The organism is Streptomyces sp. NPDC007088, assembly GCF_042869355.1.
Lineage (GTDB): Bacteria > Actinomycetota > Actinomycetes > Streptomycetales > Streptomycetaceae > Streptomyces.
The window spans coordinates 96,325-113,633 of sequence record NZ_JBIAFO010000013.1 but is presented as its reverse complement, the minus strand read 5'-3'; the positions used below and the strand labels follow the sequence as shown (position 1 = coordinate 113,633).

Sequence of the window (17,309 nt, the reverse complement as noted above, 5' to 3'; positions counted from 1 at the left end):
CGTGGCCCGCACCGAGTACTACGACGACCCCAACGCGCCCAAGCCGAACAGCATGGTCGTCGCTGCCTCCGCCGTCGTCACCGACGACCACGGGCGCATCCTCCTCCAGCGCCGCCGCGACAACGACCTATGGGCCCTGCCCGGAGGCGGAATGGACCTCATCGACTCCCTGCCAGGCACAGCCGTCCGCGAGGTCAAAGAGGAGACCGGCCTCGACGTCGAGATCACTGGCCTGGTCGGCACCTACACCGACCCGAAACACATCATCTCCTACACCGACGGCGAGGTCCGGCGACAGTTCAACGTCTGCTTCACCGCCCGCATCACCGGCGGCCAACTGGCAATCTCCGGCGAGTCCACCGAACTCCGGTTCGTACTGCCTGAAGAGATCGAGCAGTTGCCGATGCACCACACCCAACGACTCAGGCTCCAACACTTCCGGGAACAGCGCGAGAAGCCGTACCTGGGCTGAACCATCTGACGGCAGTAGCGACGGCAACAACCCCGCACAACCACGGACACCCACGCACCTCACCGGATCAGCAGACCGCACTTGACCTGCGAAAAGGCAGGTCAGAGGCTTCGCGTAGCACACGTACTATGTGCTCGCGGGTGAGACGCCGGTCCTCGTTCACAACAGTGGCCCTGGCTGTGGATCGATTTGGATCGATTCGAACAAGGTTCCTCACCATTTCAAGCATGCTGAAGACTTCGGGATCACCGGAAAGGAGAGCAAGGCGACCAAGCAGGCTTTCGTGAATGCCTTGGAGAGCTTTGTCAGGAATCCGGGGAACGTTCAAGTCACAGGTACTTATCGGGGGGCTGCGGCGCGGCACTACGTTGACCCCAATACGGGGCGTCACGTATCGGTCGATCTTGAATCCGGGCAAATGCTGGGTGCCTGGAGATCGGATCCGACATCGGACCAGTTCCGGTACCTCATGGAACAAGGGAAGCTGTGATGGCCAAGCTAGAACCGTTCTTGGTGCTCGCCTCAGCAGTGGCAGAGGGAAGGATCTCGGCGGCCGAATTCTCGGTGGTCTGCCTTCCGCTGTACAAGAACTACCCGGGCTCATTTTCGTCGCACGAGCAGTATGAGGCCGCCACCGAATTGTTCTACGTAGCCAACGATCACTATGCGGGCGATTCGGATGCGCCTGCGGGTACGTATAGTGACGAGCAAGTTAGAGCGGCAGCTACAGAAATCGCTGAGAGGATGCGATCGCTGCTTCGGTGAAGGTGGTCCGGTAGGGCTTCTGTCGAGAATTACGATCCGCGCATGCCCACGACAACAGAGATTCTTGTTGTCGTGGGCATGCGTGCTTTGACGGCAACGCTGACGGCAACGTCAGCGAACGACAACTCCGGCAGGCGGAGCGTCGGGGTCATCGTCGGTGGGGCCGAGGGCGTTGCCCAAGGCGTCGATGGCCTGGCGTTGGAGGCGGAGGCGTACGTGGGCGTAGACGCCGGCGGTTACGCCGATGTGGGCGTGACCAAGGAGTTCCTTGATCACGACGAGGTCGACGCCCTGTTCCAGCAGGAGGGTGGCTGTCGAGTGGCGGAGGTCGTGGAAGCGGATGCGGCGGAGCCCGGCCCCATCGAGGAAGGTGCGGAAGCGGCGGGTGAGGTTGGCTGGGTCGAGAGGCCGGCCAGTCGGCGTGGTGAAGACGAGGCCAATGTCATTCCAGGCTGACCCTGCCGTCTTGCGCTCCGTGTCCTGCTGCTCCTGATGCTTCTTGAGGGAGTGAAGGCATTCGGTCGGGAGCGCGATACGGCGCTCGGACGCCCGGGTCTTTGTGGGCAGGTAGGTGAGGCCGCCGATGCGGGTGCGTTGGAGCGAGCGGTGGATGCTGGTCGTTCCGGTGGCGAGGTCGAGGTCTTCCCAGTGGAGGCCGAGGAGTTCGCCTTTGCGGAGTCCGGTTCGCAGTGCGAGTTTGTACAGCGCCTGGAGCCGGTCGGCGCGGGCGGCGTCGAGGAACTGGCGCGCCTCGGCTGCGGTGAGGGGCTGGAAGCGCCTGGGCTGGTGCGTGGTGGTCTTGACGTTTCGGGCGACGTTGCGGGGCAGCTCGTCTTCGCGGACGGCGTGTTTCAGTGCCGACTTGAGCACTGAATGCACGTAGGTCACGGTCAAGGGGGACAGCTGCTTCTGGCAGCACTCGCCGATTGCGCAGCACTGCTTCCGTTCGGTGTCCAGGCCCTGGGTGCAGCACTGGCAGGTGGTGCGGAGCCGGTCGAGGAAGGTGCGCACGTCCTTGGCCGTGAGGCGGGCGACCTTCTTGGTGCCGAGTCCAGGGATGAGGTGGAGGCGGACGCAGGCGGCGTAGCGGGTGTGGGTGTTCTCGCGGAGTCGGTGCACGGCGACGCTGCCGAGCCAGTACGTGAGGTAGTCGCCGACGGTGCTGTCTGCAGTGGCGACGGGCAGCCCGCGGTTACTGTTCGCGATCTTCTCGGTGAGCTTGTCCGCGACTTCCCTCCGAGTGCTGCCGTAGACGCGGACACGCTTGCGGGTGCCGTTGGCGGCGAGGACGTAGCCGGCGGCTTCCCAGCGGCCGTCCTTGCGCTGGTAGATGGTGCCTTCGCCGTTGGCGCGGGCCTTCTTGCGCTTGGGGGCGGTCATCGGGCGGCCTCTTCCAAGTGGCGCTGGACGTAGTCGTCCAGGGCGTGGGCAGGGATGCGGCGGGCGCGGCCGATGGTCAGGGAGGCCAGGCGCCGGGTGCGCAGGAGGTCGTAGAGCGCGGAGCGGCCGATCTTGAGGCGGGCCATCGCCTCGGGGACGGTGAGGAGTTCGTCATCACGCACTGGTTGTCACCTCTTGCTCGCGCGCCGGGCCGCCGTGGATGAGTGCGGCGAGGCGTTCGAGGTCGGGGGTGAGGCCGGTGCTGTCGTAGGCCCAGCGGGCGAGGACGAGGGTGGTCGGTGAGGGCGGAGGGGTGTGGCGGCGGTGCCAGGCGGCGCGGGCGGACCGGAGGGCGCCGAGGGTGATGGAGTAGGCGCGGGTCTTGGTGGAGAAGTGGCCGCGGAAGCCGAGCATGTGGGCCCACTTGCGCAGGTTCAGGTGCTTGAGGTCGTCTCGGCTGCCGAGGGCCCAGGCGGTGCGGATCATCCGGGCGGTGTGCTCGGGTACGGACTTGAACCAGAGGTCGGTGATCCTCTTCAGCCGGTGGTCGAGGGTGCCGGTCGCGGCTTCGGTGCCCTTGGTGGCGTACTTGGCGACGTATCCGGCGACCTTGCCCTCGGTGATCGTGGTCCCGCCCTGGAACGCCGTGGACCGGATGATCCTGATGTCGATCTGCTCGCCGAAGACGAATGAGCGGGCGCGGCCGTTGATCTCCGGTCCGTCGATGTGGGCGCGCGTGGCCGAGATCCGGATGGCATCGGCGAGGAGTCTGGGTGTGGCCCATGCGGGTGGCGGGGTGTAGGGGCCTGCGGGGCCGTCGAGGCGGATGACGGCGTGGAAGTGGATCAGTCCGCGCTGCTGGTACTCGGCGACCTTCGCGTACGAGACCTGGACGACCTTGGAGAGCAGGCGCTGGGGGATACCGGCTGCGGCGGCGATGGTGCGGCGCAGGTGGAGCATGAAGAGGGCCCACAGGGCGGGGGCGTGGGCGTTCCACAGGACGGCGCCGGTGTAGTCGTACCGATCGGGGTCGAGCGGTGTACCGAGGCGCGGGTCGCCCTGGGTGTGGGTGCGTCCGCAGCGGCAGCGGGCGGAGCCGTTGACGCGTCGCCCGTGGACGGGGCCGTACGAGGGTGCGGTGAAGGTGGCGAAGACGCGGGGGTGGGTGGCGACCTTGTCGGGGATGTTCTTGCCGCCGCGCAGGCCGGCGGCGATGACGGTGAACGGACGTATTTAAGACGGCTCTGACGCCGTGATCACACCAGCCACACCAAGAGCATCTCATCTGCGACCAGCAGTTACGGGACACCTCTTAGTCGCTCGTTCTGGCGGCCGCGAGCAGGCAATGCGACGTATCGTGGACAGTCTGGGAGATGCAAGCGACCTTCCGGCAGCGGGGCGATTTGAAGTGGGTCGAGTCATTGATAGTGAGAACGTGACTATTCGAGGAGCTGTTGTAAACGGAGTTCCGAGAATCGGCACGGCGTTCAACCCCGATAAGTTCCCTGGAGGCAAGTAGATGCGGGTTCCCGTTGAACCGCGCCCGCTGACCAGTAAGGAGCGGGCAGTAGCGGAGCAGATTCTGCAACTGGACTTCCCTGGAGCGGCAGAGCTCCGCCATCAGCTTGATTGGGTTCGAGTGGTGGCCCTGTGGGGATCCAATTCTGCAAGTGTTGACTTGCGAGTCACGAATGACGCGCCTCCTGCTCCTATCTCGGATGGGGTTGTGCCGGTAACTTGCACGGTTATTGACGAAGGGGGTGAGCTTATTGGCGAAATCATTCTCTGGACTGAAACGGGCATGTTGTCCGGCCTTGAATACGCCTGGTATGGCGATGAACCCCCGACTTCGCTCCCAGAGGTGGATCGAATAGTCATGTCATAGAGTCTGATCGGATCTACTTCCGGGCGCGAATGGGAAGCCCCGCCGGGATGCGGCGGGGCTTCTGGGGTGTTTGACGGCAACGCTGACGGCAACGTCAGCGGACGACGGCTGCGGCGGGCGGATCGTCGGGGTCGTTGTCGGTAAGGCCGAGTGCGTCGCCCAGGGTGTCGATGGCTTGGCGTTGGAGGCGGAGTCGGACGTGGGCGTAGACGCCGGCGGTGACGCCGATGTGGGCGTGGCCGAGGAGTTCCTTGATGACGACGAGGTCCGCGCCCTGTTCCGGGAGCAGGGTGGCGGTCGAGTGCCGGAGGTCGTGGAAGCGGATCGTCCGGAGCCCGGCCTTGTGGAGGAGGCGGCGGAAGCGGCGGCTGAGGTTGGTGGGGTCGAGCGGCCTGCCCTTCGCGGTGGTGAAGACGAACCTGTTGTCCGTCCAACCCGTTCCGGCCACCTGACGCTCCTCCTGCTGCCGTTCCCGGTGGATCTTGAGGGAGTTGCTGCACTCGGTGGGGAGGGCGATGCGCCGCTCGGCGGCGAGCGTCTTGGTGTTCAGGACGGTCAGGCCCTGGCTGCGGGTGCGCTGGATCGAGCGGAGGATGGTGGCGGTGCCGCCGTCGAGATCGAGGTCTTCCCAGTGGAGGCCGAGGAGTTCGCCCTTGCGGAGTCCGGTGCGCTAGGCGAGTTCGTACAGCGCGTGCAGACGATCATCAGCGGCCGACTGAAGGAACTGCCGGGCTTCGGCGGCGGTGAGGGGCTGGAAGCGACGGGGGCGCGGTGTGGTGGTCTTGACGTTGCGGGCGACGTTGCGCGGCAGTTCGTCCTCGCGGACGGCCTGTTCCAGGGCGGACTTGAGGACCGCGTGGACGTACGTCACGGTCAGCGGGGACAGCCGCTTGTCGCAGCACTGGCCGATGGCACAGCAGGACCGCCGTGTCGCGTCCCGGTTCTGGGCGCAGCACTGGCAGGTGGTGCGGAGTCCGTCGAGGAAGGTGCGGACGTCGCGGGTGGTGAGTCGGGCGAGCTTCTTCGCACCGAGGCCGGGGCTGAGGTGGAGGCGGATGGAGGCGGCGTAGCGGGTGTGGGTGTTCTCCCGCAGGTGGTGTACGGCAACACCGTTCAGCCAGTACGTGAGGTAGGCGCCCACGGTGCTGTCCGCCGCTGCGACGGGGAGGCCGCGCTTGCTGGCGGCGATCCTCTCGGTGAGCTTGGTCATCGCATCTTTGCGGGTGGTGCCGTAGACGCGGACGCGGCGGCGGGTGTTGCCAGGAGCCAGGACGTACCCGGCTGCTTCCCAGCGTCCGTCCTTGCGTCGATAGACGGTTCCGTCGCCGTTGGCGCGGCTGCGGCGGGAGGCGGGGGTGTCGCGGGGTGCAGCCATCAGGCGGCTTTCTGTTCCAGGCGGGTGCGGATGAAGTCAGTGAGGGCGTGGGCGGGGATGCGGCGGGCGCCGCCGAGGGTGATCGAGGCGAGCTGGCCGGTGCGGAGGAGGTCGTAGACGGCGGAGCGGCCGAGCTGGAGGCGGGCCATCACCTGGGGCACCGTGAGGAGATCCAGAACCGGGACCGCTTCCGTGTGGAGGGCGGCAAGCGGGGGCGAGGTCATTAGCAGCCCCCTTCGGCCGTGAACTGCCGTTTCCAGTTCCCTGCGGTGCCATACGTGGGCGGCGAGGAGTGCGGCGCCAGGGCTGTAGCCCGAGCCGAGGTAGTCCCAGTGGCCGACGACGAGCGTGGTGTCCGCATCAGGTTCGGGCAGGCCGGCGTGGGCGCGGGCCTGTTCGCTGTGCCAGGCGCGGCGGGCGTCGCGCAGCGCGCCCAGGGTGGTGAGGTAGCTGCGGGACTTGATGGAGGGGCGGCCCCGGAATCCACCCTGTGCTCCCCCTACCGGCTTGCGCCGTTCCGCGCCCGGCGCCTTGGCACGGTTCCCGCCTCACACGCCCCACCGGGCCGGGAACCGTGCCGCCGACGGCGAAATCGCCCCCGAAAAAGGCGCCCCGCCCGGCCGCCGCGCGTGCCCCCAGTGTCGCCGGCAAGGGGGTGGATGGCGGGCCCCCCAGCGTCGGTGCGCTGTTAACCCGCTGTTGCCGTCACGTTGGGTGTCTGCTCGGAATACGTTCCTAACGTCTGGGACGTGCCAGAAAGCAAGCTGAAGTCCCTGCGTGTGGCCGTCCTCGCGGACTCGGACACGCGCTGGAAGTGGGGCGCCCTCACCGCCGCGCGGATCGCCGACGCGGCCGGGCCCGAGGGGTTCCTGTTGCGGGGGCGGGCGACTCCCACCGCGCGGCAGCTGGAGGAGGTCGGGGTCCGCGCCGCCGCCCTGCGCGAGGTGACCGCCGGCGGGTTCCTGCGGGCGATGGGGGAGGAGGAGTACGACGTCCTCGTGCTCGCCCTCGTCGGGGGCGGGGTGCAGGCCGTGCTGCACGGGCTGCGCCACGCCTGGCAGGGGCGGGCACGGCGGCCCGTGGTCGTCACCGGGTACGTCGGGGTGGTCTACGAGAAGCTCGCCGACGGGCTGCTGCTGCGGCACGGCGCCGACGTGGTCCTCGCCAACTCGCGGCAGGACGCCGAGCGGTTCCGCGCCGTGTACGAGGGGGTGGGCGCCGACGCGCGTGGTGTCGTCGAGTGCGCGCTGCCCTTCCTCGGCGGCGCCGCCCGCGAGCCCGCCGACGAGGTCCGTACCGTCGTCTTCGCCGTCCAGCCCTCCGTGCCCGAGCGCCGCGCCGACCGGCTGTACCTGCTGCGCCGCGCCGCCGAGCACGCCCGGCTGCATCCTGGGCGCGAGGTGCTGATCAAGCTGCGGTCCAGGCCCGGCGAGCACACCACGCACATCGAGGAGCACCCCTACCAGAAGCTCGCCCGCACCCTCGACCTGCCGGCCAACTGCCGCCTCGCGTACGGGCACATGGGGGAGATCCTGGACAGCGCCGACCTCCTCGTCACGGTCAGCTCCACCGCCGCCCTCGAAGCGCTGCACCGGGGCGTGCCCACCGCCGTCCTCACCGACCTCGGCATCCGCGAGGCCCTCGGCAACCACGCCTTCCTCGGCTCCGGCTGCCTCACCTCCTGGGACGCCCTGGACGAGGGACGGCTCCCGGTCGCCGACACCGAGTGGACCGCGCGGCAGGGCGTCACCTCCGACCAGCCCTACGAGCGCGCCTTCGACGCCGCCCGCGCACGCGTCGCGGAGCTGGCGGCGCGGACCGGACTGCCGCCGCTCGCGCCGTACTACACGCTCGCCACCGCCCCCGGCTACCTGCCCGGCATCCTCGCGCGCCACCGCCTCGCCCCCGACGGGAGCCCGCTGCCGGGCGCCGCCGACGGGGACCGCGCCCCCGGGCCGCTGCGCCAGGTCGTACGCCAGGCCGCGCGCGGCGCCTACCGGCACGGGGTGCAGCGCGTCGCGCCCGTCATCCGGCGCATGGGGGAGCTGTGACGAGCAGCCGCCCCGGCCGGACCGTCCCCGACCCACGAACCGCCGCCCAAGGAGCCCCACCCATGACCCAGCGCCGCGTCCTGGCCGTGATCCCCGCCCGGGGAGGATCGAAGGGGGTGCCCGCGAAGAACCTCGCGCCGGTCGGCGGGGTCCCCCTCGTGGTCCGCGCCGTACGGGAGTGCCTGGCCGCCCGCCTCGTCACCGAGGTCGTGGTGTCCACCGACGACGAGGCCATCGCCCGCGCCGCCCGCGAGGCCGGCGCCGAGGCCGTACGCCGCCCCGCCGAACTCTCCGGCGACCACGCCACCAGCGAGGCCGCCGTCCTGCACGCCCTCGACCGGCACGAGACGCTGCACGGCGCCCGGATGGACGCCGTCCTCCTCGTCCAGTGCACGAGCCCCTTCCTGCTCGCCTCCGACGTGGACGGCGTCGCCTCCGCCGTCGTCGAGGACGGCGCGGACTCGGCGCTCACCGTCGCCCCCTTCCACGGCTTCGTGTGGCGCGACGGAGGAAGCGCCGAGGCCGGGGAGGACACCGCGTACGGCGTCAACCACGACCGCGGCTTCCGGCCGCGCCGCCAGGACCGCCCCGAGGACTTCCTGGAGACCGGCGCCGCCTACGCCATGGACACGGCCGGCTTCCGCGCCCACCACCACCGCTTCTTCGGCCGCACCGAACTCGTCCGCACCGACCCGGCGCGGGTCCTGGAGATCGACGACCCGCACGAGCTGGCCCGCGCCCGCGCCCTCGCCGCGCACTTCGACGCGGGGCGCCCCGGGGCGCTGCCCACTCGGGAGGACGTCGACGCGGTCGTCCTCGACTTCGACGGCACCCAGACCGACGACCGGGTGCACATCGACTCCGAGGGCCGTGAACTGGTCTCCGTGCACCGCGGGGACGGGCTCGGCGTCGCCGCGCTGCGCCGCAGCGGCCTCGCCCTGCTGATCCTGTCCACCGAACAGAACCCGGTCGTCGCCGCCCGCGCGCGCAAGCTCAAGATCCCCGTACTGCACGGCATCGACCGCAAGGACCTCGCCCTCAAACAGTGGTGCGAGGAACAGGGCGTCGCGCCCGAGCGCGTGCTCTACGCCGGGAACGACGCCAACGACCTGGCCTGCTTCGGCCTCGTCGGCTGGCCCGTGGCCGTCGCCAACGCCCACGAGGCCGTACGCGGGGCCGCGCGCGCCGTCACCACCGTCCCCGGCGGGTCGGGCGCCGTCCGCGAGATCGCCGGCTGGCTCCTGGGCCAGGACCTGGCCGCCACCGGCACCACCGCGGCCGGGACCCGGCCCTGACCCCGGCCGACCCCGGCCACACCCCCCACCACCCCACCCACAGCTGAGGAAAGCACCATGAACGCAACGCCCGACGCCCGCACCCGCGCCTTCGGCACCCGCCCCGCCGGGCCCGGCCACCCCGTGTACATCACCGGGGAGATCGGCATCAACCACAACGGCGAACTCGACAACGCGATCGCCCTGATCGACGTGGCCGCCGACGCCGGCTGCGACGCCGTCAAGTTCCAGAAGCGCACCCCGGAGATCTGCACCCCCCGCGACCAGTGGGACATCGAGCGGGACACCCCGTGGGGCCGCATGACGTACATCGACTACCGCCACCGCGTCGAGTTCGGCGAGGACGAGTACCGCGCGATCGACGAGCACTGCAAGGAGCGCGGCATCGCCTGGTTCGCCTCCCCGTGGGACACCGAGGCCGTCGCCTTCCTGGAGAAGTTCGACGTCCCCGCCCACAAGGTGGCCTCCGCCTCCCTCACCGACGACGAACTGCTGCGCTCGCTGCGCGCCACCGGCCGCACCGTCGTGCTGTCCACCGGGATGTCCACGCCCCGCCAGATCCGCCACGCCGTCGAGGTGCTCGGCAGCGACAACATCCTTCTCTGCCACGCCACTTCGACGTACCCGGCGAAGGCCGAGGAGCTGAACCTGCGCGTCATCAACACGCTCCGGGCCGAGTTCCCGAACGTCCCGATCGGCTACTCCGGCCACGAGACGGGCCTCCAGACCACGCTGGCCGCCGTCGCCCTCGGCGCGGCCTTCGTGGAGCGGCACATCACCCTGGACCGCGCGATGTGGGGCTCCGACCAGGCCGCCTCCGTCGAGCCGCAGGGCCTCGCCCGCCTGGTGCGCGACATCCGCACCATCGAGTCCTCCCTCGGTGACGGCGTCAAGAAGGTCTACGAGTCGGAGCTCGGCCCCATGAAGAAGCTGCGCCGCGTGCCCGGCGTCGTCGCCGAGGCCGAGTCCGCCGTGCGCGGGGCGGAGTCCGGCGAGACCGCCCCGGCAGCGGTCTGACGGCCCGGCGGCCCCGCCCCATGGCCTCCCCCGCCGCACCTCCCGGGCTCCCGGACGGGGCGCCCTCCACCCTGGCCTTCGTCGAGAGCCCCGTACAGCTCCTCAACGTCCTGGAGTGGGCGTACGTCGCCCCGGGCCTGGACGCGAGCGCGGTCACCGTGGTCGTGCTCTCGCCCACCGACCCGATGTCGCGCGGGCAACTGCGCCGCATGGCGGAGTACGCGCGGCAGACCGGCATGGCGCTGCGCTGGGAGGAGGCCAGGGGCGGGAGCGCCGCACCCCTGCACACCGTGCGGGCGCTCGCCCCGCTGCTGCGGACGGCCCGTCGTGTCGTCATCGGCGACCCGTTCTCCCGCTACGTCCAGCTCCTGCTGACCCTCACCCGGGCCCGGGAGCTGGTCGTGGTGGACGACGGCACCGCCACGATGGAGTTCGTCGACCTCCTGGCACGCGGCCGGCCCCTGGTGCGCTGGCACCGGGACGGCCGGTCCGGCCCCCGCGACCTCGCCTTCGCCCCGTTCTCCTCCTCCGCGCGCCGCAGGCTCACCCCGGGCGCGGGCCGGCGCGTGGAACTGTTCACCTGCATGCCGATCGAGGGCGCTCCCGCCGGTGTCGCCGTGACCACGCACGCCTTCGCGTGGACCCGCGCCTCCTTCGGCCCGCCCGCCGTCGCCCCGGGCGCCGACCTCGTCGGCACCTCCCTCGTCGAGACCGGCGTCGTCGACGAGGACAAGTACGTCGCGGCGGTCCGCTCCCTGGCCGCCACGCACGGCGCCCGCCGCTACTTCGCCCACCGCAGGGAGAACACCACCAAGCTCCACCGCCTGGCCGTCGTGACCGGTCTCCAGATCGTCCGCCCCGACCTCCCCCTCGAACTCATCGCCCGCCGGGGCCCGGTGGGCCGCACCGTCCTGAGCTTCCCCTCCACCGTCGTCCACACGCTTCCGCTGGCGCTGAGCGGTACGGGCGTACGCGTCGCGGTGTGCGAGATCGACCCGGCCTGGCTCACCGCGACGGCCTCCCCGCGCGCCCAGGGCTTCCTGACCGGGGTGACGAGCACGGCGCGGGACGTACAGCGCGTGCGGGGGGAAGGGGCGACGGGGTGAGGGGGCGGGGCGGGTCGTGAAGGGTCGTCCACCAACCACCGCACCTCGGCGTCGTCCTCCCGTCCGCCGTACTGGTCGGCACGGCTGAGCCGGGCGGCCGCGGCCACGAGCGCCACGGCGGGCGAGACGGCCCGTAGCGAACCGGTACCGGGACGCAGCGCACCGGGGCCGGGGCGTGGCGCCGGTCCGATAACCGCTTGCCCCTCCCGCCCCCGTCCCCGATCATCCCCGCATGGTGAAGAGGGCCCCGGACGGTCGTGTCCCCGACGGCCGTGCCGGTATCGACGCCGCTCTCGTACGGCGGCTGATCCGCGCGCAGTTCCCGCGCTGGGGAGGGCTCGCGGTGGAGCCCGTCGCGGTGGACGGGTGGGACAACCGTACGTACCGGCTCGGGAGCGACAAGACGGTGCGGCTGCCCACCGCCGCCGGATACGTGCCCGCCGTCGCCAAGGAGAACACCTGGCTGCCCCGGCTCGCGCCCGCGCTGCCGCTCGCCGTGCCCCCGGTGCTCGGGCTCGGCGAACCCGGGGAGGGATATCCGTACCCGTGGTCGGTGCGCGGCTGGCTGGACGGGGAGACGGTGGCGGCCGGACGCGTCGCGGACCTCACCGCGCTCGCCCTCGATCTCGCCGACTTCCTGCGCGCCCTCCGGCGCTGCGACACCCAGGGCGCGCCGGCCGCCGGGGAGCACAGCTGGTGGCGCGGCGCCTCGCCCGCCCACTACGACGAGGAGACCCGCCGCTGCCTGGCCGCCCTGCGCGAGGAGGTCGACACCGGACGGGCCCGCGCCGTGTGGGAGGCCGCGCTCGCCACGCGCTGGGAGGGCGAGCCCGTGTGGTTCCACGGGGACGTCGCCCCCGGCAACCTCCTGCTCACCGGCGGACGGCTCGGCGCCGTCATCGACTTCGGCACCTCGGGCGTCGGCGACCCCGCCTGCGACCTCGTGATCGCCTGGGGGCTGTTCTCGGCAGAGAGCCGTACGGCCTTCCGTGACGCCCTCGGCCTCGACGCCGGCACCTGGGCGCGGGCCCGGGGGTGGGCGCTGTGGAAGTCCCTCCTCGTGCTCAGCCAGATCCGCGACACCGATCCGGAGCAGGCCGCCGCGCACCGCCGGATCATCGCCGACGTACTCGACGACGTACTCGACGACCACGCGCGGTCCAGCCCGGCGCGGTGAGGTGACGCGCGGGAGGCACGTCCCGCCCCGCGCCCGCCGTCCCGCCCCGCGCCCGCCCGGCGGCCCAGCGGTGCCACGTCCGGCCTCCCGTCCGGCCTCCCGTGCCGCCGCCCGCCCCGCGCTGTCCCCGCCTCCCGTCCCGCCCTGTACCCGCATTCCGGCAACTCCCATTCGGGCGAGAGCCGTTGACACGGCACAAGGCCGTCTCTACCGTTTCACCCCGACGTTACATCGTTGTAATCACGCGGGCCGCACGACGTGTGACGCCACGTCGCCACGCCCGGCCGCCACGGAACGAGCACTCCGCGCACCCCACCGCCCCAAGGAGCCGTCCATGCTCGCCACCCCCTCCCCGAACCGCCCACGGGCCGGGCGCCGCGCGGCCGCCGTGCTGGCGGCCCTCCTCACGGCCTTCTCCCTCCTGTGGTCCTCCGGCTCCGCCACCGCCTCGGCGGACGCCCACGACCCGGCCGCGCGGGCCGCCGCGGCCGGCACCTTCCGCAATCCGCTCAACAGCGGGCCCGACCCGTTCATGACGTACTGGAAGGGCTCCTACTACCTGACCACGACGCAGGGAGACAGCATCCGCATGTGGCGCTCCTCCTCGCTGAGCAACCTGTCGGCCGCCGACCCCGTCACCGTGTGGACCGACTCCGACGCCTCCCGCAACCGCGACATCTTCGCCCCGGAGTTCTACCGCTTCGGCGACCGCTGGTACCTCTACTACACCGCCGACGACGGGGTCGACGACCACCACCGCCTGCACGTCCTGGAGTCGGACCGCGACGACCCGGCCGGTCCCTACCACTACAAGGCGAAGCTGGCCCCGCCCAACCACGCGAACGACTTCGCCATCGACGCGGGCATCCTTCAGCACAACGGCCGCCTCTACCTCGCCTACAGCGGCATCAACCAGTACCAGCACAACGGGATCAACCTCGCCCCGCTGTCGAACCCGTACACCGTCTCGGGGAACGCGGTGGCCCTCAACGCGGCGGGCGGCTGCCCCGAGGTCCGGGAGGGGCCCGAGTTCCTCAACCGCAACGGCCGCACCTGGATGACCTACTCCACCTGCGACACCGGCAAGCCGGACTACCAGATCTGGATGATGTCCCTGCCCGACGGCGCCGACCCGCTGGTGCCCGGCAACTGGACCCAGCACTCCGGCCCGGTCTTCTCGCGGGCCGACGACCGGGGCGTGTACGGGCCCGGCCACCACGCCTTCTTCCGCTCGCCCGACGGTACGCAGGACTGGATGGTCTACCACGCCAAGACGACCTCCGAGTTCACCTACTCCAACCGCACCACCCGGGCCCAGCGGATCACCTGGAAGGCCGACGGCAGCCCCGACCTCGGCCGTCCCCTCGCGCTCGGCGCCACCCAGGACCTGCCCTCCGGGGACCCCGGTTCCGGTAACTACTGGATCAACGACGACGGCCGCTCCAGCGGTGACGGAACCGTCTCGTACACCGGGACGTGGAACGCGGGAACCGGCTGCGCCGCCCAGTGCTTCTGGGGCGACGACCACTGGAGCGACCGGGCGGGCAACACCGCCACCTTCACCTTCACCGGGACCCGAGTCGCCCTGCTCTCGGTGCGCGACACCGGCAACGGCATCGGAGCCCTCAGCATCGACGGCGGCACCGAACAGCGCGTCGACTTCCACGGCGCCCTCCGCACCGGCGAGACGGTGCAGTACCTCAGTCCCCGGCTGCCGAACGGACGCCACACACTGCGGGTCCGGGTCACCGGCGAGCACAACGCCCAGTCGACGGGCTCGTTCGTGAGCGTGGACCGCGCGGAGGTCTACACCGACTGACCGGCCGCGGCGCGTACGGGCGCACCGGCCGCGGGACCCACGGGAGCCACGAGAGCCAGGAGAGTCACGAGGCGGCGGGAGCCGGGACGTACGGGACCAGGGGGACCAGGAGGGCCAGGGGGAGGGGTACAGGTGTGCGGGGCGCGGCGGCCGGATTCAATCCGAAAGAGAGTACATACCCATCCCCTTGTCCCACCATGCGGACCGAAACCCCTTTCCTTACGTCAATCCCGGTGAACTTTTCCACACCATGGGCTAGTTGACCTTCGGGCCGCCTTACCCTTCGAAGGGTGAGCGACCTCGAAGCCCCCGTGTCCGAAACCGCCGTCACGCCCGGAGCCGCCCTCCCCGGTGCGCTGACCGACCTGCCGGCCGGTCTGTGTCAGGAGTTGACCGCCTTCCGGCGTGACCTCCACGCCCACCCGGAACTGGGCCACCAGGAGTTCCGTACGACGGGGGCGATCAAGGCCCGGCTGGAGCAGGCCGGGCTGAGGCCGCGCGTGCTCGACGGCGGCACCGGACTCGTGTGCGACGTCGGTACGTGGGACGGCGGGCGGCCCATGCTCGCCCTGCGCGCCGACATCGACGCGCTGCCCATCCCGGACACCAAGGCCGAGGCCCCGTACCGCTCCACCGTGCCCGGCCGGGCCCACGCCTGCGGGCACGACGTGCACACCACCGTCGTCCTCGGCGCCGGGCTCGTCCTCGCCGACCTGCTGGAACGCGGGCTGCTGCCCCGCCCGGTGCGGCTGCTGTTCCAGCCCGCCGAGGAGGTGCTGCCCGGCGGCGCCGCCGACGCGGTGCGCTCCGGGGTGCTCGAAGGGGTCGGCCGGATCGTCGCCGTGCACTGCGACCCGAAGGTCGACGCGGGGCGCATCGGGCTGCGGCACGGGCCCATCACCTCGGCCTGCGACAGCCTCAAGATCTCGCTGGACGGGCCCGGCGGGCACACCGCGCGCCCGCACCTGACCACCGACCTCGTGACCGCCGTCGCCAAGGTCGCCACCGACGTGCCCGCGCTCGTCGCCCGCCGCGTCGACGCCCGCTCCGGCCTCTCGGTGACCTGGGGACGCATCGAGTCCGGGCACGTCAGCAACGTCATCCCGCAACACGCCGAACTGGCCGGAACCGTGCGCTGCCTCGACCTCGCGACCTGGCACTCCGCGCCCGACGCCGTGCACGCCGCGATCGACGAGATCTCCGCGATGTACGGGGCGAAGACCCAGATCAGCTACGTGCGCGGGGTGCCCCCGGTCGTCAACGACGCCGAGGTCGCCGACCTGTTGCGGGACGCGATGACCGCGCGGCGCGGCGCCGACTCCGTCGAGGGCACCGAACAGAGCCTGGGCGGTGAGGACTTCTCCTGGTACCTCCAGCAGGTGCCCGGCGCGATGGCCCGCCTCGGGGTGCGCCCGCCCGGCGACCGCACCACGCGCGACCTGCACCGGGGCGACTTCGACGTGGACGAGGCGGCCATCACCGTCGGCGTCGAACTCTTCACGGCCGCCGCCCTGCTCGACGCGTCCTGACGACGGCGAGGGGGCCCGGCCCGGACCGGCGCCCCCTTTGCCACCCCTTCGTCACGCTCGTTCACGGAGCCGTAACCGGCCGTTGGCACGAATCGATAACAGCCCCTCCCGCTCCCTTAGTGCGGCCTTCTACGCGCGTTACTGTGCGGAGCGGATCAGCGCCGACGACCGCGTCGAACCAGCGCTCGTAGAAGGGGAGTTCCCCGTGCGTCACATTTCGAGGTACACCCGCGTGGCCGTGGGGATCGCCGCCCTCGCCCTGACCGCGACCGCCTGCGGCGAGACCAGCAGCGAGTCCGCGCAGAAGGAGGAGAAGGGCGGCGGCAGCTCCGCCTCCTCCACCGGCTACAAGGGCAAGGGCATCGGCCTGGCCTACGACGTCGGCGGGCGCGGTGACCAGTCCTTCAACGACTCGGCGTTCTCCGGTTACGACAAGGCCCGCAAGGAGCTCAAGATCGGCGGGCAGGACCTGGAGCCGACCGACGGCGAGTCCGACGCCGACAAGGTCGCCCGGCTCACCCAGCTCGCCACCAAGGGCTACAACCCGATCGTCGGGGTCGGCTTCGCCTACGCGCCCGCCATCAAGGAGGTCGCGCCGAAGTTCCCGAAGACCACCTTCGGCATCGTCGACGACGACACGGTCAAGGCCGACAACGTCGCCGACCTCGTCTTCCACGAGGAGCAGGGCTCCTACCTCGCCGGGGTCGCCGCCGCGAAGGTCACGAAGGCCAAGCACGTCGGCTTCATCGGCGGCGTCGACGTCTCGCTGATCCACAAGTTCTACGCGGGCTTCAAGGCGGGCGTCGCCTCCGTGGACCCGAAGATCAAGGTCGAGCAGCAGTACCTGACCGAGAAGGCCGAGGACGGCGGCTTCTCCAGCCCCAACCTGGGCAAGGAGGCCGCCAAGGGCCAGCTCGACAAGGGCGCCGACGTGCTCTACGCGGCGGCCGGGCTCTCCGGGCAGGGCGTCATCGAGGAGGCGGCCGGCGCCCGGAAGTGGGCGATCGGCGTCGACTCCGACCAGTACAAGCAGGAGCCGCTCGCCAAGTACAAGGACTACATCCTCACTTCGGCGCTCAAGGACGTCGGCGGCGCCGTCTACGACCTGACCAAGTCCGTGGTCGAGGGAAAGCCCGTCACCGGCGAGACCCGCTTCGACCTCGCCTCCGGCCGGGTCGGGCTGTCCACCGCGAACCCCAAGTACACCGCGATGACCGACGTCGTCGCCGCCGTCAAGAAGGCCGAGGCCGGGATCAAGGACGGCAGCATCACCGTCCCCAGCTCCTGACCCGCCCGCACCACCCCGCAGGGGCGCGCCCAGGCGCGTACGGTGACCGTCGCCGTACGCCCCGGCGCGCCCCTGTGTGCGTTTCGTGACCGAAGCCCCCGCGCGCCCCCGGGCCGCCCCGGCCGCCCCGGCCTGCGGCTCATCGCTGAG

Annotated in this window: 15 protein-coding genes and 2 pseudogenes; 11 read left to right on the top strand and 6 right to left on the bottom strand. The window is 71.1% G+C overall.

Annotated elements, in window-relative coordinates; all coding sequences use genetic code 11:
- Window position 1: 1 nt before the first annotated feature.
- The 3 genes from ACFYMP_RS21590 (at window position 2) to ACFYMP_RS21580 (ending at window position 1,237) form a co-directional block, all read left to right on the top strand.
- A complete protein-coding gene (locus ACFYMP_RS21590; RefSeq protein WP_388859932.1) occupies window positions 2–472 on the top strand; it encodes an NUDIX domain-containing protein in 471 nt (156 codons plus the stop codon).
- Between the two features lie 130 nt (window positions 473–602).
- Complete coding sequence (locus ACFYMP_RS21585; protein ID WP_388859929.1) at window positions 603–962, top strand: colicin D domain-containing protein; 360 nt, start codon at window positions 603–605, stop codon at window positions 960–962.
- A complete protein-coding gene (locus tag ACFYMP_RS21580; RefSeq protein ID WP_388859926.1) occupies window positions 962–1,237 on the top strand; it encodes a hypothetical protein in 276 nt (91 codons plus the stop codon). The genes ACFYMP_RS21585 and ACFYMP_RS21580 overlap by 1 nt, the downstream gene beginning before the upstream one ends.
- Before the next feature lie 111 nt (window positions 1,238–1,348).
- Here the strand turns inward: ACFYMP_RS21580 and ACFYMP_RS21575 are convergent, their stop codons facing one another.
- The 6 genes and pseudogenes from ACFYMP_RS21575 to ACFYMP_RS21550 all read right to left on the bottom strand — a co-directional run.
- Window positions 1,349–2,617, bottom strand: coding sequence for a tyrosine-type recombinase/integrase (locus ACFYMP_RS21575; RefSeq protein WP_388859923.1), 1,269 nt, complete (start codon window positions 2,615–2,617; stop codon window positions 1,349–1,351).
- The gene (locus ACFYMP_RS21570; RefSeq protein WP_101280494.1) at window positions 2,614–2,799 is read right to left on the bottom strand and encodes a helix-turn-helix domain-containing protein; all 186 of its coding nucleotides are present in this window, start codon (window positions 2,797–2,799) and stop codon (window positions 2,614–2,616) included. The genes ACFYMP_RS21575 and ACFYMP_RS21570 overlap by 4 nt, the downstream gene beginning before the upstream one ends.
- Window positions 2,792–3,832 carry a replication initiator gene (locus tag ACFYMP_RS21565; protein ID WP_388860157.1) on the bottom strand — a complete coding sequence of 347 codons (1,041 nt, stop codon included), beginning with the start codon at window positions 3,830–3,832 and terminating at the stop codon, window positions 2,792–2,794. Before ACFYMP_RS21565 ends, ACFYMP_RS21570 begins: the two co-directional genes overlap by 8 nt.
- 764 nt (window positions 3,833–4,596) lie before the next feature.
- Window positions 4,597–5,877 (bottom strand): annotated as a pseudogene (locus tag ACFYMP_RS21560) (tyrosine-type recombinase/integrase).
- A complete protein-coding gene (locus tag ACFYMP_RS21555) occupies window positions 5,877–6,101 on the bottom strand; it encodes a helix-turn-helix domain-containing protein (RefSeq protein WP_388859920.1) in 225 nt (74 codons plus the stop codon). Before ACFYMP_RS21555 ends, ACFYMP_RS21560 begins: the two are co-directional and overlap by 1 nt.
- Window positions 6,101–6,362: pseudogene (locus ACFYMP_RS21550) on the bottom strand (replication initiator); the annotation flags it as partial. The pseudogene ACFYMP_RS21550 and the gene ACFYMP_RS21555, both read right to left, overlap by 1 nt.
- 264 nt (window positions 6,363–6,626) lie before the next feature.
- On the opposite strand from ACFYMP_RS21550, the gene ACFYMP_RS21545 reads away from it, so the two are divergent.
- The 8 genes from ACFYMP_RS21545 (at window position 6,627) to ACFYMP_RS21510 (ending at window position 17,159) form a co-directional block, all read left to right on the top strand.
- A complete protein-coding gene (locus ACFYMP_RS21545; protein ID WP_388859917.1) occupies window positions 6,627–7,928 on the top strand; it encodes a DUF6716 putative glycosyltransferase in 1,302 nt (433 codons plus the stop codon).
- A 62-nt stretch (window positions 7,929–7,990) separates the two neighbouring features.
- On the top strand, window positions 7,991–9,223 hold the full coding sequence (locus ACFYMP_RS21540; RefSeq protein WP_388859914.1) for a cytidylyltransferase domain-containing protein: 1,233 nt from the start codon (window positions 7,991–7,993) through the stop codon (window positions 9,221–9,223).
- A 57-nt stretch (window positions 9,224–9,280) separates the two neighbouring features.
- Window positions 9,281–10,240: an N-acetylneuraminate synthase family protein gene (locus ACFYMP_RS21535; RefSeq protein ID WP_388859911.1), complete on the top strand. Its 960-nt coding sequence runs from the start codon at window positions 9,281–9,283 to the stop codon at window positions 10,238–10,240.
- Window positions 10,241–10,260: 20 nt separating this feature from the next.
- Entirely contained in the window at window positions 10,261–11,346 is a 1,086-nt protein-coding gene (locus tag ACFYMP_RS21530) for a hypothetical protein (protein ID WP_388859908.1), read from the top strand.
- Between the two features lie 232 nt (window positions 11,347–11,578).
- Window positions 11,579–12,523: an aminoglycoside phosphotransferase family protein gene (locus ACFYMP_RS21525; RefSeq protein ID WP_388859905.1), complete on the top strand. Its 945-nt coding sequence runs from the start codon at window positions 11,579–11,581 to the stop codon at window positions 12,521–12,523.
- Window positions 12,524–12,857: 334 nt separating this feature from the next.
- Window positions 12,858–14,342, top strand: a complete 1,485-nt coding sequence (locus ACFYMP_RS21520; RefSeq protein WP_388859902.1) for a family 43 glycosylhydrolase — start codon at window positions 12,858–12,860, stop codon at window positions 14,340–14,342.
- Window positions 14,343–14,632: 290 nt separating this feature from the next.
- Entirely contained in the window at window positions 14,633–15,871 is a 1,239-nt protein-coding gene (locus ACFYMP_RS21515) for an amidohydrolase (RefSeq protein WP_388859899.1), read from the top strand.
- Window positions 15,872–16,076: 205 nt separating this feature from the next.
- On the top strand, window positions 16,077–17,159 hold the full coding sequence (locus tag ACFYMP_RS21510) for a BMP family protein (RefSeq protein WP_388859896.1): 1,083 nt from the start codon (window positions 16,077–16,079) through the stop codon (window positions 17,157–17,159).
- Window positions 17,160–17,309 lie beyond the last annotated feature (150 nt).

Coding starts and splice junctions, on each gene's coding strand:
- ACFYMP_RS21580 (WP_388859926.1), top strand. CDS start 962: ATGGCCAAGCTAGAACCGTTCTTGGTGCTCGCCTCAGCAGTGGCAGAG.
- ACFYMP_RS21575 (WP_388859923.1), bottom strand. CDS start 2,617: ATGACCGCCCCCAAGCGCAAGAAGGCCCGCGCCAACGGCGAAGGCACC.
- ACFYMP_RS21555 (WP_388859920.1), bottom strand. CDS start 6,101: ATGACCTCGCCCCCGCTTGCCGCCCTCCACACGGAAGCGGTCCCGGTT.
- ACFYMP_RS21540 (WP_388859914.1), top strand. CDS start 7,991: ATGACCCAGCGCCGCGTCCTGGCCGTGATCCCCGCCCGGGGAGGATCG.
- ACFYMP_RS21535 (WP_388859911.1), top strand. CDS start 9,281: ATGAACGCAACGCCCGACGCCCGCACCCGCGCCTTCGGCACCCGCCCC.
- ACFYMP_RS21530 (WP_388859908.1), top strand. CDS start 10,261: ATGGCCTCCCCCGCCGCACCTCCCGGGCTCCCGGACGGGGCGCCCTCC.
- ACFYMP_RS21525 (WP_388859905.1), top strand. CDS start 11,579: ATGGTGAAGAGGGCCCCGGACGGTCGTGTCCCCGACGGCCGTGCCGGT.
- ACFYMP_RS21520 (WP_388859902.1), top strand. CDS start 12,858: ATGCTCGCCACCCCCTCCCCGAACCGCCCACGGGCCGGGCGCCGCGCG.